Here is a 13,760-nt window from a genome sequence, read left to right as displayed (position 1 = left end):
CCTTGCGGGTGGAAAAAAGGGCAGACTAGGGTCTGCCCTTTTTCATTGCCCCATTCGAGGTCTTCCATGCTGCCCAGCCATTTTTTTGCCAACCTCGCCCGTATGCGCCTCATCTACCGCTGGCCCCTGATGCGCAACATCCAGCCCGAAAACATCGCCGAGCACAGCCTGCAGGTCGCCATGGTGGCCCACGCCCTCGGCCTTATCAGCAATCGCCTGTTCGGCGCCCAGGTGGATGCCGACCGTGCCGCCGTCATGGCCCTCTACCACGACAGCAGCGAGGTGCTGACCGGGGATCTGCCCACCCCGGTCAAGTACTTCAATCCCGAAATCGCCCGCGAATACAAGAAGATTGAGCTTGCCGCCGAGCAGCGCCTGCTGGGCATGTTGCCGCCTGAGCTGGTCGAGGACTTTCGCCCCCTCCTCGACTCCGGCGCCCAGGACGAGGCCCTCACCAGCCTGGTGAAGGATGCAGACACCCTCTGTGCCTACACCAAGTGTCTGGAGGAGCTGAGCGTCGGTAACCGGGAGTTCGAGCCCGCGCGAAAGCGCCTCGAGCAGATGCTGGACGCCAGGATGAACCCCGCCATGCGCTACTTCATCGATGTCTTCGTGGGGAGTTTTTCACTGCCTCTCGATGAGTTGAATGCCCATTGATGCCATCAACACGGCACCGGGCATCATCTCCTCCTGCGTATTGCCTCGATAACCGCCACGTCGGGGGTTTCCCCACAAAAGAGTGACAATAAAAAGGGCCCCGCAGGGCCCTTTATCACATCCATGGGCATCAATGCCCCAGTTCCCGGGACGGCACCAGGCCGCTCGCCCGCCAGGCGGGATAGAGGGTTGCCACCAGGCTCATCAGGATGGCGGCGCCGGTCACGATGAGCAAGTCCTGCATGTGCAGCTCGGTCGGCAGGAAGTCGATGAAGTAGATGTCCGGATTGAGGAAACGGTGCCCGATCACCCCTTCGATGGCGCTCAGGATCTGGGTCAGCTTGCTGGAGAGCAGGCCGCCCAGCAGGGCGCCTAGCAAGGCTCCCGCCACCCCGTTCACCATCCCCTGGATGACGAAGGTGAGCCGGATCTGGCCCGGGCTCGCCCCCATGGTCTTCAAGATGGCGATCTCGCTGCGCTTCTCGTTCACCGCCATCACCAGGGTGGAGACGATGTTGAAGCAGGCCACCGCCACCACCATCAGCATCACCACGTACATCACGGTGCGCACCATCTGGATGTCCTGATAGAGATAACCCTGACGGCTCATCCAGCTGCTGATATAGACGTAGTGCGGGAATTTCTGGGCCGCCGCCACCGTGATGGACTGGGCCTTGAGCACGTCGCTCACCTTGAGGCTGAACCCCTCCACCGCGCTGCCCATGCCGGTGATGGCCTGGGCGTCCGCCAGGTGCATGAAGCCGAGCAGGCCGTCGAGCTGGCCACCGATCTCGAGCAGCCCTACCACGGTTAGCACCTCCCGTTTCGGGTTCTTGATGCCGGCGGCATCACCCGCCTGGGGCAGCAGCAGGGTGACGGTGTCCCCTGTCTTGACCCCCAGCTTGTCGGCGATGATCTTGCCGAGGATGACCCCGTGTTCACCCGCCTGCAGCTCGCGAAGACCCCGACCCGTCATGAAGTTGCCCGCATCGGAGAGATTGGCTTCCAGCTCCGGCAGCACCGCACGCAGCTGGACCCCCTTGAGGGCGGAGCCGTGCTCCAACAGGCCGTCCAGGCGAATGACGGGCGCAGCCGCCTCCACCCCGGGCTGGGCCAGCAGGTAGTCCCTGAGCCGCGGCCAGTCAGGCAGCGGCGCTTCCATGCCGATGAGCTCGCCGTGAGGGACCACGGAGAGCACCCGGTTCTTGAGCTCCCGCTCGAACCCGTTCATGGCGGAGAGGCCAAGAATGAGGGCCATCACCCCGAGGGCGATGCCGATGAGGGAGGAGGCCGAAATGAAGGCGATGAAGCCGTTGCGGCGGCGGGAGCGGCTGTAACGCAGGCCCAGGAACAGGGGCAGCGGCTTGAACATCAGGCGACCTCCGCCATGATGCCGCTCACCAGGGTGACCCGGCGGTGGAGCTTGGCGGCCAGGCTCAAGTCATGGGTCACCACCACGAACGCGGTGCCAAGCTCGCGGTTGAGCTCGCACAAGAGCTCATAGACGGCAGTGGCGCTGGCGTGATCCAGGTTGCCGGTGGGCTCGTCCGCCAGCACCAGGCTGGGTTCGTTGACCAGGGCACGGGCGATGGCCACCCGCTGGCGCTCGCCACCGGAGAGCTCGGACGGTCTGTGGTTGAGACGGTGGGAGAGCCCCACCCGCCCCAGCATCTTGCTCGCCTTCTCGGTGGCGCTGGCCACCGACTCACCGGCGATCAGCAGCGGCATGGCCGCATTTTCCAGCGCGCTGAATTCCGAGAGCAGGTGGTGGAACTGGTAAACGAAACCCAGCTCCTGGTTGCGAAATCTCGCCTGGGTGCGGCTGTCCCAGCCATGGATGTCCTGCCCCTTGAACAGCACGGCGCCGCTGGAGGGGTTGTCCAGCGCCCCCATCAGGTGCAGCAGGGTGGTCTTGCCGGAGCCCGAGCTCCCCACCACCGCCAGCATCTCCCCGGGGGCGACGTCCAGCTCGATCCCCTTGAGTACCTGGGTCTCCAGATTGCCCTCTTTGTAGACATGATTGAGGGCCTGGCAGCGCAGCAGCGGCTCGCAGGAGACGGATTGATTCATAACGGGGGCTCCACTTGCACCAGTAACAACAGAAGATGAATTATTCATAACGCAGCGCCTCCGCCGGTTTGACCCGGGCCGCGCGGGAGGCAGGGTAAAGGGTGGCACTGAAGCTGAGCAGCACGGCGCCCAGCAAAATGGTCATGACCTGGGCCGGCTCGACGATGACCGGCAGACCGCTGCCCCCCGCCGCCATATAGAGGTTGAGCCCAAGGGCATTGAGCAGAGGATTGAGGCCGAAACAGAGCGCCAGCCCCGCCAGCCCTCCGAACAGGGCGCCGATGACGCCGCTCGACGCCCCCAGCACCATGAAGATCTTGACGATGCCGGATTCGCTCATGCCCATGGTACGCAGGATGGCCACCTCCCCTTCCTTGTCGGTGACTACCATCACCAGGGCGGAGAGGATGTTGAAGGTGGCGACCGCGATGATCAGCACCAGCATCAGCCCCATCATCCGTTTTTCCATGGCCACCGCCTGGAACAGCTCGCCGCGCTCGCGGCGCCAGTCCTGCCACTCCAGCCCGTCCGGCAACGCGGTCTTCACCACCTCGTCGGCGGCGAAGGGATCGTCCAGCCAGAGGCGAATGCCGCCCACCTTGTCTGCGGGCAGGCGCAGCATGCGCTGGGCATCCCCCAGGGCAATCAGGGCCACCTGGCTGTCCACGTCGGCGCCGACCCCGAAGATGCCGGAGACGGTGAAAAGACGCTGGGCCGGCACCCGGCCAAAGGGGGTAAAGCGGGTACCTTCGGTCAGGATGAGACGCACCTGGTCGCCGATAGAGACCTTGAGGCGGCTGGCCACCCCCTGCCCCAGCACGATGTGGTATTCACCGGCCTGCAGGCTGTCAAGGCGCCCTCCCAGCATCTGGGCGTGCAGGATGTCATCCTTTGGCCAGCGGGCGGGATCGATCCCCTGCACGCTCACGCCGGTGAGCTGGCCCGGGCTTTGCAGCATGCCTTCGCTGTCGAGCATGGGGGCCGTGGCCACCACGTGGGGCAAGCCGGCCAGGTCGGGCAGACCTTCGGGCTCGGCCTCGATGCGTCCGGCCTGATTGGTCACCACCACATGGGGGATCACCCCGAGGATGCGCCCCTTGAGCTGGCCTTCGAACCCGTTCATCACCGAGATCACCACCATCAGGGCGGCGACCCCGATGGCGATGCCAAAGGTGGAGAACAGGGAGATAAAGGAGACGAAGCGGTTACTGCGTCGCGAGCCTGCATAACGCAGGCCGATGGCCAGCGACAGTGGCTGAAAAAGTCCGGTCTTCAAGGATATCTACGTTGCCAACGAAATAAGATACCGGATAATAAAGGGAAACCGTCTATGACAACAAGGGATAGCCTCCATGCAGGAACAGTTCTTCAGCGTCACCCATGCCACGCCGGTCAATGTGATCCCCATGCCGGCCGACTTTCGTCTGCCGACGCTGGAGGCCCTGGAGGCCGAGTTGCCCGAGCCGTTTCGCATCGCCTCCGCCATCACCTCCATCGATCTGGTGAGCAGCCGGTTGCTGCGCAGCCAGAACGAGTCCATGCACGATCTGGTGGAGATCATCAATCAGCAGTCCCGCAAGATCGACATGATCATGGGCTATGTGCTGGCGGCCCAGGATCACCCCGAGCACCGCTTCCACACCCTGCGCTTTGGCGCCGGGCAGCTCACCTACCTGCACCCCCACCAGGGGCACGGGGAGGCCCCCGCCCTGCACCAGATCGTGCGGCTCAAGATCTTCCTGCGGGAAGAGGCCTCCGCCGTCTACTGCTACGGCGAGGTCGTGCAGCGGGACGCCGGAGAGCATGGCACCCACGTGGTGCTCGACTACGTGCGCATCCGCGAGGATGACCGGGAACTGCTGGTGCGCGCCAGCCTGCATGTGCAGTCGAAACAGCTCAAGCTGCGTGCCCAGGAACGTCAGCGCTAACCCAGGTCCATGTCAAAAGAACGCCAACAGTAAAAGACTCCGATGATGCCAATGACCCTCCCCGCCTTGCCCGCCAAAGCGGGCCAGAAGACAACGTTCGGCCAGCTGGTCGGCAGCAGCCTGGCTCTGGTTGCCGCCCGCCTCACCCGGGAAGCCCGAAGACCCGTCCTGCTGGTCACCGCCGATACCCCGAGCGCCCTGCGCCTTGAACAGGAACTGGGGTTCCTGCTGGCGGATCAGGATTGCCCGGTGCTGCTGTTCCCGGACTGGGAGACCCTGCCCTACGACAGCTTCTCTCCCCATCAGGACATCATCTCCCAGCGCCTCGAGACCCTCTACCAGTTGCCGCAGATGCGCCACGGCGTGCTCATCGTGCCCATCTCCACCCTGATGCTGCGCACGGCGCCCCAGGCTTATCTCGACAAATACAGCCTGATGGTCACAAGTGGCCAGCGCCTCAACCTGCAGCAGCTGCGCGGGCGTCTGGCGGAGGCGGGCTACGTGGCGGTGGAACAGGTGCTGGAGCACGGCGAATTCGCCGCCCGCGGCTCCCTGCTGGATCTCTTCCCCATGGGGAGCAGCCGCCCCTATCGCATTGATTTTTTCGATGACGAGGTGGACTCCATCCGCCCGTTCGATCCCGAGACCCAGCGCTCCAGCGAGCCGGTGAAGTCGGTGAGCCTCCTGCCCGCACGGGAATTTCCCACCGACGAGGGGGCCATCGAGCTGTTTCGTGGCCAGTATCGCGAACAGTTCGAGATCTCCCGGGCCGAGGGCTCCGTCTATCAGGAGGTGAGCAAGGGGCGCTGGCCCGCCGGCATCGAATACTACCTGCCGCTCTTCTTCAACCAGACCGCCAGCCTGTTTGACTACCTGCCAGGCAACACCCTGCTGCTCACCGTGGGGGAGATCTACCCCGCGGCCCAGCGCTTCTGGAACGACATCGGCCAGCGCTATGAAGACAGGCGCTGGGACAACACCCGTCCCCTGCTGCCGCCCCAGCAGATCTATCTGCCGGTGGAGCAGCTCTTCGCCGCCCTCGGGGACTATGGCGCCGTGCGTCTGCAGGAGGCGACCGTTGACGGCGGAGCGGGTCAGCAGGATCTGCCCCTCGCCCCCCTGCCGGATCTGCAGCTCGACCACAGCAAGGAGCAGCCCCTGCTGGCCCTTGACGGCTTCCTGCAAGGCTTTGCCGGGCGCACCCTGTTTGCGGTGGAGTCCGAGGGGCGGCGCGAGGGGCTCGGGGATCTGCTCGCACGGATCAACCTGCAACCCCGGGAGTTTGCCTCCCTCGACGCCTTCCTCTCGAGCGATGCGCGCCACGGGCTGCTGGTCTGTCCCCTGGAGCGGGGCTTCCTGCTGCAAGAGCCCGGCCAGATGCCCCTTGCCCTCATCACCGAGGCCGAGCTGCTCGGCGGCAAGATCCGCAGCAAGCGCCAGCGGGACAAGAGCAAGAACCTGAGCTCGGATGCGGTGATCCGAAACCTGGGCGAGCTGACCCAGGGCCAGCCGGTGGTGCACCTGGATCACGGGGTCGGTCGCTACCTGGGGCTCGAGACCATCGATGCCGGCGGCCTGCCCACCGAGTTTCTGACCCTGGAATACGCCGGCGGCGACAAGCTGTTCGTGCCGGTCACCAGTTTGCACCTGATCAGCCGCTACACCGGCTCCGACAACCCGCCCAGCCACAAGCTCGGCGGCGAGGCCTGGGTCAAGGCGCGGCGCAAGGCGGCCGAGAAGGTGCGGGACGTGGCGGCCGAGCTGCTGGATGTCTATGCCATGCGGGCAGCCCGTCACGGCTTTGCCTTCAAACACGACCGGGAGGCCTACCGCCAGTTTGCCGCGAGCTTCCCGTTCGAGGAGACCGAGGATCAGCTCAATGCCATCAACGCCGTGCTCGGCGACATGTGTCAGGCCAAGAGCATGGACCGCCTGGTGTGCGGCGACGTGGGCTTTGGCAAGACAGAAGTGGCGATGCGGGCGGCCTTTGTGGCGGTGCACGGCGGCAAGCAGGTGGCCGTGCTGGTGCCCACCACCCTGCTCGCCCAGCAGCACTACGACAACTTCCGCGACCGCTTCGCCAACTGGCCGGTGCGGGTGGAGGTACTGAGCCGCTTCCGCTCCGCCAAGGAGCAGAGCGCCGTGATGAAGGAGATGGCCGAGGGCAAGGTGGACATCATCATCGGCACCCACAAGCTGCTGGGCGCCGAGCTCACCTTCAAGGATCTGGGGCTGCTCATCGTCGACGAGGAGCACCGCTTCGGGGTGCGCCAGAAGGAGAAGATCAAGGCGCTGCGCGCCGACGTGGATATCCTCACCCTCACCGCGACCCCCATTCCCCGCACCCTCAACATGGCCATGTCCGGCATGCGGGATCTCTCCATCATCGCCACCCCGCCCGCCAAGCGGCTCGCCATCAAGACCTTCGTGCGCCAGCACGAACCTGCGGTGGTGCGCGAGGCGGTACTGCGGGAATTGAAGCGTGGCGGCCAGGTCTACTACCTGCACAACGACGTGGAGAGCATCGAGAAGTGCGCCGCCGATCTTGCCGAGCTGGTGCCGGAGGCGCGCATCGGCATCGCCCACGGCCAGATGCGCGAGCGGGAGCTCGAGCGGGTGATGTCGGACTTCTACCACCAGCGCTTCAACCTGCTGGTCTGCACCACCATCATCGAGACCGGCATCGACGTGCCGAGCGCCAACACCATCATCATGGACCGGGCGGATCATCTTGGTCTCGCCCAGCTGCACCAGCTGCGGGGCCGGGTCGGTCGCTCCCACCACCAGGCCTATGCCTACCTGCTCACCCCCCATCCCAAGCTGATGACCAAGGATGCGGCCAAGCGGCTGGAGGCCATCGCGTCCCTCGAAGATCTCGGTGCCGGCTTTGCGCTCGCCACCCACGATCTGGAGATCCGGGGCGCGGGCGAGCTGCTCGGCGACGATCAGAGCGGCCAGATTGAATCGGTGGGCTTCACCCTCTATATGGAGATGCTGGAGCAGGCGGTGGAGGCGCTCAAACATGGCAAGGAGCCGTCGCTGGAGCAGCTCATGAGCCAGCACACCGAGGTAGAGCTGCGCCTGCCCGCCTTGCTCCCGGACGACTACATCCCGGACGTCAACATGCGCCTCTCCATGTACAAGCGCATCGCCAGTGCGGCGGACGAGCAGGAGCTGCGGGAGCTCAAAGTGGAGCTCATCGATCGCTTCGGCCTCTTGCCGGAGCCGACCAAGACGCTGATGGAGCTGGCCGCCTTCCGCCAGCGCGCCACGGCGCTGGGCATTCGCCGGGTGGAGATGAGCGAGCGCGGCGGCTATCTGGACTTTACCCAGGAAACCCGCGTCAACCCGGCCTATCTGGTCAAGCTGCTCTCGGAGCAGCCGCGCATCTACAAGATGGACGGGCCGACCCGGCTGCGCTTCCAGGTACCGACCCAGGACAGGGCCATGCGCCTCAAACTGGTGGACGGCCTGCTGGCGGATCTCGCCCGCCATGCCACCCCCTGAGGGGAAGCATGACGTCAGCAGGGCGCGACCTGCCGCCTACAACAACGGGAGCCCCAGGGCTCCCGTTTCGTTGCTGGCAAGGGGCGGCATCTCGCCCCCGGCCCGCCTTCTTGCCCCCGACGCCTCGGTTCGCCCTTCTGGCAGCACCATTTTGCCGCCGAATCCATCTGTTGATACGATGCATTGAGTCACAACCCATCTAAAAAACAGATGGATGTGGGGATGATCGTGGGCAAAAAACGGGTTCAACGCGCCTCGATAGCCCCGCAGATGGCCCGTGCCGTATTTATCCCGCCCACGTATCCAGACCAGATATCCCGGCCAGGCATCCCGGCCAGGGGGCCACCAGCCATTGCACCGCGACAACCGAGGCGCCGCGTCAGTCCGTCAGTCCATCAGTCCGTCAGTCCGTCAGTCCGTCAGTCCGTCAGTCCGTCAGTCCGTCAGTCCGTCAGTCCGTCAGTCCGTCAGTCCGTCAGTCCGTCAGCATATCAACCTGGCTACACCCGCCTGCACGCCAATAAAAACGGGAGCCTTGACGGCTCCCGTGACGAAGGGACGCTGGCCCGGACTCAGCCCTGGTTGGCCGGATCCTCGTGGGCGGAGAACTCCCGCATGAAGGCCTCGGCCCGCTCCACCATCCTGGTGGACCCGACGAAGTAGGGGGTGCGCTGGTGCAGGGCGGTAGGCTGGATGTCCATGATGCGGCCAAAGCCATCGGACGCCTTGCCACCGGCCTGCTCCACCAGGAAGGCCATGGGGTTGCACTCATAGAGCAGGCGCAGCTTGCCGTTCGGGGAGTTGGTGCCGGACGGGTAGATGTAGATGCCCCCCTTGAGCAGGTTGCGGTGGAAATCCGACACCAGGGAGCCGATGTAGCGGGAGGTATAGGGCCTGTGAGTCGCCTCGTCACGCTCCTGGCAGTATTTGAGGTACTTCTTCACCCCGTCCGGGAACTTGATGTAGTTGCCCTCGTTGATGGAGTAGATCTTGCCCTCCTCCGGAATGCGGATGTTCTCGTGGGAGAGGCAGAAGCAGCCGATGGAGGGGTCATAGGTGAAGCCGTTGACCCCAAAGCCGGTGGTGTAGACCAGCATGGTGGAGGAGCCATAGACCACGTAGCCCGCCGCGACCTGACGGTGACCCGGCTGCAGGAAGTCCTCCAGAGTGACCCCGGCGCCCGGTTTGCTGACCCGGCGGTAGATGGAGAAGATGGTCCCGACCGAGACGTTGACGTCGATGTTGGAGGAGCCGTCGAGGGGGTCTATCAGCACCACGTACTTGGAGTGACGGGAGAGCTCGGAATCGAAGGAGACGAAGTCCTCCTCCTCCTCAGAGGCCATGCCGCACACCTCGCCACGGGCCTCTAGCGCCGCCTTGAAGCGCTCGTTGGCATAGACGTCCAGCTTCTGCTGCACCTCGCCCTGCACGTTTTCGGCGCCGATGGAGCCGATGATGTCCGCCAGACCCGCCTTGTTGATCTCCCGGTTCACCACCTTGGCGGCCAGGCGGATGGAGCTGAGCAAGGAGGTCAGCTCGCCGGTCGCGGTCGGGTAGTCCGCCTGCTTTTTGACGATGAACTCGCCCATGGTGATCATGTTTCGCATTCTTGTTCCTTTAAGATCGTTTCCGTTGGCCGTTGAAAACGTTTGCAAGTGTCGGCAAAAAAAGTGCCGATCCCCGGCAGCGTTGTTTTGTAACCCAATGTAACGCCTGTTTTTTGTTTTTGCAGCGAATTAAGCCGTTCTTTAAATCGCCAGAAAACCGCGCCACCACGGGCTTTCGGCGTGAAACAAGGGTGCCATCCGGCATCTTTTGGGGGGTTAATTCGTGACAAGAATGCATCCGGGCCGTCGCGGCTGCCCGCCTTGCTCCCCCTGGCGCCCGGCAATGTTGCGCCAGAGGCTCCCCTCTTGAGATCTGCCCCCCAATCCCGCACACTGGCTGCGCTTTGGAAGCAAAAAAACATAAGGATATTCAATGAAAAAGTCGCTTATCGCCGGGGCGGTTGCCGCTCTGCTCACCCTCCCCGTCCTCGCCGCCCAGGTGCCTGAAGGCACCCAGCTTCTGCCAGCCGCCCAGCAAGTGTTCGTGCGCAACATCGGTACCGAGCCTGCCTCCATCGATCCCCAGATGGTGGAAGAGAGCGCGGGCAGCGACGTCGTCAACGATCTGTTCGAGGGGCTCTATACCCTGGATGGCAACGGCAAGCTGCAGGCGGCGGGCGCCCTTGGCTACGAGCTCGATACCACGGGCACCGTCTACACCTTCAAGCTCAGACCCGATGCCAAATGGTCCAACGGCGAGCCGGTGACGGCGGCGGACTACGTCTATGGCTGGCAGCGGGCGGCGGATCCCAAGAACGCCTCCAACTACGCCTGGTTCATCGAGCTGACCGGCGTCGCCAATGCCAGCGACGTGGTGCAGGGCAAGCAGAGCCCGGATGCCCTGGGGATCAAGGCGCTCGATGACTACACCCTGCAGATCACCCTGAAAAACCCGGTCCCCTTCTTCCTCAAGACCCTCTCCCACTACACCACCTTCCCGGCGCCCAAGGCCACCATCGAGAAGTTCGGTCATGAGTGGGTCAAACCGGCCAATATCGTCTCCAATGGCGCCTTCGCGCTCAAGGAATGGACCCCGAACGAGCGCCTCATCGCCGAGCGCAACCCCCACTACTGGGACAACGAGCACACCGTGCTGAACAAGGTGATCTATCTGGAGATCGTCTCCGATACCGCGGCCTACAACCGCTATCGTGCGAGCGAGCTGCACTACACCACCTATCCCCTGGAGCAGTATCAGCAGATCAAGCGCCAGAGCCCGGAGGAGCTGGTGAGCGCCCCCATGCTCGCCACCTACTACTACGTGTTCAACACCCAGCGCAAACCCTTTGACGACGTCAGGGTGCGCAAGGCACTCTCTCTTGCCATCGACCGGGACACCATCACGGAGAAGATCCTGGGACAGGGGCAGCTCTCCGCCTTCAGCCTGACCCCGCCGAGCGTGGACGGCTTCGAGCTCAAACGCCCCGCCAGCGAGCTGATGAGCAAGGAAGAGCGCATCAAGCAGGCCAAGGCGCTGCTTGGCGAGGCGGGTTACGGCCCTGACAAGCCGCTGACGGTGGACATCCTCTACAACACCAACGAGGGGCACAAGAAGATAGCGCTCGCCATCTCCTCCATGTGGAAGCACAACCTGGGGGTCAAGGCGGAGCTCAACAACATGGAGTGGAAGACCATGGTGTCGGCCCTGAACGAGGGTGACTTCGGGGTGAGCCGCTACTCCTGGAACGGAGACTACAACGATGCCTCCACCTTCCTCGACATCATGACCTCCAGCAGCAGCGCCAACAGCGGCAAGTGGTTCAACAAGGAGTACGACGCCCTCCTGGCCAAGGCCCATGACGCCAAGGACCCCGCCGAGCGCAACCGCCTCTATCAGCAGGCCGAGGTGCTGATCGACGAGGAGGCCCCCATTGCCCCTGTCTACTTCTACGTGAAATCACGGCTGCTCAAACCCAACGTCAAGGGCTACCCCTACCAGAACCCGCAAGACCTGGTCTATGCCAAGGATCTCTATCTGACGGCGCAGTGACGCTGGGCACCGAACCAAAAAGACCGCCTCGAGGGCGGTCTTTTTTTATCCTACTTTTCCTGACAGCCCGCCACCGCGAGCCGGGCGCGTCTTCGCACCGTCACGGGCCTCACCAGCAACTGCGCCAGCAGCACCCCCATCAGGGTCATGCCGCCACCGATGAGGTGATAGCTGGTGAGCCGCTCCCCGAGCCAGCTGATGGCAAGGGCGGCCGTCATCACCGGCAACAGGTTCATGAAGATGGCGGTGCGGCTCGCCCCGAGCAGGGCAATGCCCTGCATCCAGAGCCAGGGCGAGAGGGCCGAGGTCGGGATCCCCGCATAGAGGATGAGCCAGAGGGCGCTGCCATCGGGCCAGTGCCCGTCCACCAGCAGATAGAAGGGGGTGAGGAACAGGAGGCTGCACAGCACCTGACCGTAGAGCATGGACCAGTTGTCCAGCCCCAGATCCCAGCGCTTGAGCAGCACGCTGTAGAGCGCATAGGTGGCCGCCGAGAGCAGCATGTAGACGGAACCGATATGGATGCCCTGGGTCAGCAGCCGGGCCGGATCCCCCTGCCCCAACAAAATCGCCAGCCCCAGAATGGAGATGGCGCCTCCCAGCAGCGCCCCCCAGGTGGGCCGCTCGCGCAGCAACCAGATGCTGAGCAGCACCGTCATCAAGGGGGTCAGTCCCATCATCAGGCCAATCTCGGTGGCCCCCAGGGTCTGGGCCGCGTAATAGCCAAAGGTCTGGTTCAAGACCATCCCGAGCAGGGCCAGCACCGCCAGCTTCGAGAAACCGGCCCGCAGCTTGCGGCGCTCGCGCCAGGCCCGGTGAGCCAGAAACGGGGTCAGCACCAGGGCCGCCACCATCCAGCGCGACCAGGCGAGCGCCGCAGGAGACAACACCCCGACCGCCAGCTTGCTGACGATGCCATTGCCGGCCCAGATGGCCATGCAGGAGAAGGGAAACAGGAAGGCAAGGGGCATTGCTATATCCAGAATAAAAAGGCGGGTATTGCGCGCGAGTATAGAGAGGCAATCAGGATAAGCAAGCCTGCCAACGCAGGAAGAAGCGCCATGACGCGAACGGTTGGCACCGCGCCCAGGCGCCATCAACAATCATGCCCGCACAGGGGCGGGCATGAGGGGGACCAGGGTCAGCCTGAGGCGCCTCAGGCGGCATCCATGTGGAGCCTTGAAATCAGTTCATTGACCTCGAGCACCGTCTGGCGATGGGGAATGTCGGCTTGCAATGGCATCATCAGCAAGCCCGACTGGAAATCGAAGCGCCCCCTGCCGTGGATGTAAATCCGCCCCTTGAAGAAGGTTTTGACATGTTTTGCCACCATCAGTGGCAGGTACTTCTTGAACACTCTCATCGTTTGCAACCTCTTGAAGTTGTATCCGTATGACAGCAGCTTATGCGAAATAATTCCGTTAAATTTATATAAAAAACCGGAAAATTCGACTCTCTCTTCCCCAAAAAACCAAACTGTAACTTATTATTAACTTTTACCTTATTGTATGCGGTCCTTCCAGCCAGAGCAAGACTCCTTTGCCATCTTGCCATTCGATGCAGGCCAGCCCGGACGTCGCGAACATGGGGGCCCCTGCCACCGGACAGAGACTCTGGACCAGATACCCCACCAGCGGCAGGTGGCTGACCATCAGGATGTTGTCATGCTCCGCCGCCAGCGCAGTGAGGTAGCTCGCCACGAAAGCCGGATCCCCGTAGGGGGTGATGTCGCCGCTCTCTTCGACCTTGAGGGCCTTGGGCAACTCGGGGGCAATGGCCTGCCAGGTCTGTCTGGCACGCAGGTAGTTGCTGTGGATCACCAGGTTCAGGGAGCCTGCCAATTGGGGAGCCAGCCAGCCCGCCATGTGGATGGACTCTTCGATGCCTTGCTCGGTCAGTGGACGCTGTTCATCAGTCTTTGCGTTCATGCCAGCCTGGCCATGACGCATGATGTAGATTTTCATTACAACCTCGCCCAGGGGGCCTGTTTAAATAGCGGGG

At 63.5% G+C, this 13,760-nt stretch carries 12 protein-coding genes; 4 read left to right on the top strand and 8 right to left on the bottom strand.

The window, feature by feature from the left end; translation table 11 throughout:
• Window positions 1-66 precede the first annotated feature (66 nt).
• Window positions 67-657, top strand: coding sequence for a 5'-deoxynucleotidase (yfbR, locus tag AB5Y89_RS00800; RefSeq protein WP_010674569.1), 591 nt, complete (start codon window positions 67-69; stop codon window positions 655-657).
• Between the two features lie 130 nt (window positions 658-787).
• Here yfbR and lolE read toward each other — a convergent pair whose 3' ends face one another.
• Genes lolE through AB5Y89_RS00785 form a run of 3 tightly spaced genes read right to left on the bottom strand, consistent with a single transcriptional unit; the run spans window position 788 to window position 4,003 of the window.
• Complete coding sequence (gene lolE, locus AB5Y89_RS00795; RefSeq protein ID WP_103243212.1) at window positions 788-2,029, bottom strand: lipoprotein-releasing ABC transporter permease subunit LolE; 1,242 nt, start codon at window positions 2,027-2,029, stop codon at window positions 788-790.
• On the bottom strand, window positions 2,029-2,727 hold the full coding sequence (gene lolD / locus AB5Y89_RS00790) for a lipoprotein-releasing ABC transporter ATP-binding protein LolD (RefSeq protein WP_010674567.1): 699 nt from the start codon (window positions 2,725-2,727) through the stop codon (window positions 2,029-2,031). Before lolD ends, lolE begins: the two co-directional genes overlap by 1 nt.
• Window positions 2,728-2,767: 40 nt before the next feature.
• Window positions 2,768-4,003, bottom strand: coding sequence for a lipoprotein-releasing ABC transporter permease subunit (locus tag AB5Y89_RS00785; RefSeq protein ID WP_104452890.1), 1,236 nt, complete (start codon window positions 4,001-4,003; stop codon window positions 2,768-2,770).
• Between the two features lie 76 nt (window positions 4,004-4,079).
• Here AB5Y89_RS00785 and AB5Y89_RS00780 point away from each other — a divergent pair, with 76 nt between their 5' ends.
• Both AB5Y89_RS00780 and mfd read left to right on the top strand, forming a co-directional pair.
• Window positions 4,080-4,655: a PilZ domain-containing protein gene (locus AB5Y89_RS00780; protein ID WP_042863798.1), complete on the top strand. Its 576-nt coding sequence runs from the start codon at window positions 4,080-4,082 to the stop codon at window positions 4,653-4,655.
• Window positions 4,656-4,697: 42 nt separating this feature from the next.
• Window positions 4,698-8,162 carry a transcription-repair coupling factor gene (gene mfd, locus AB5Y89_RS00775; protein WP_319884220.1) on the top strand — a complete coding sequence of 1,155 codons (3,465 nt, stop codon included), beginning with the start codon at window positions 4,698-4,700 and terminating at the stop codon, window positions 8,160-8,162.
• A 572-nt stretch (window positions 8,163-8,734) separates the two neighbouring features.
• Here the strand turns inward: mfd and fbp are convergent.
• The gene (gene fbp, locus AB5Y89_RS00770) at window positions 8,735-9,769 is read right to left on the bottom strand and encodes a class 1 fructose-bisphosphatase (RefSeq protein ID WP_029314452.1); all 1,035 of its coding nucleotides are present in this window, start codon (window positions 9,767-9,769) and stop codon (window positions 8,735-8,737) included.
• Complete coding sequence (locus tag AB5Y89_RS00765; RefSeq protein WP_124244103.1) at window positions 9,757-9,999, bottom strand: hypothetical protein; 243 nt, start codon at window positions 9,997-9,999, stop codon at window positions 9,757-9,759. The genes fbp and AB5Y89_RS00765 overlap by 13 nt, the downstream gene beginning before the upstream one ends.
• Window positions 10,000-10,142: 143 nt before the next feature.
• On the opposite strand from AB5Y89_RS00765, the gene AB5Y89_RS00760 reads away from it, so the two are divergent.
• A complete protein-coding gene (locus AB5Y89_RS00760) occupies window positions 10,143-11,759 on the top strand; it encodes a peptide ABC transporter substrate-binding protein (RefSeq protein ID WP_253584820.1) in 1,617 nt (538 codons plus the stop codon).
• A gap of 50 nt (window positions 11,760-11,809) precedes the next feature.
• Here AB5Y89_RS00760 and AB5Y89_RS00755 read toward each other — a convergent pair whose 3' ends face one another.
• From AB5Y89_RS00755 to sixA, 3 genes are all read right to left on the bottom strand, one after another.
• A complete protein-coding gene (locus tag AB5Y89_RS00755; protein WP_039039040.1) occupies window positions 11,810-12,730 on the bottom strand; it encodes a DMT family transporter in 921 nt (306 codons plus the stop codon).
• A gap of 185 nt (window positions 12,731-12,915) precedes the next feature.
• Window positions 12,916-13,122 (bottom strand): DUF1107 domain-containing protein, encoded by a 207-nt coding sequence (locus tag AB5Y89_RS00750; protein WP_005324080.1) that lies wholly within the window; start codon window positions 13,120-13,122, stop codon window positions 12,916-12,918.
• Window positions 13,123-13,255: 133 nt separating this feature from the next.
• On the bottom strand, window positions 13,256-13,723 hold the full coding sequence (sixA, locus tag AB5Y89_RS00745) for a phosphohistidine phosphatase SixA (protein WP_045524767.1): 468 nt from the start codon (window positions 13,721-13,723) through the stop codon (window positions 13,256-13,258).
• Between the last annotated feature and the right edge of the window lie 37 nt (window positions 13,724-13,760).

Source organism: Aeromonas sp. s4, from assembly GCF_040907855.1.
Taxonomy (GTDB): domain Bacteria; phylum Pseudomonadota; class Gammaproteobacteria; order Enterobacterales; family Aeromonadaceae; genus Aeromonas; species Aeromonas caviae.
This window is presented reverse-complemented; position numbering and strand designations above follow the sequence as displayed.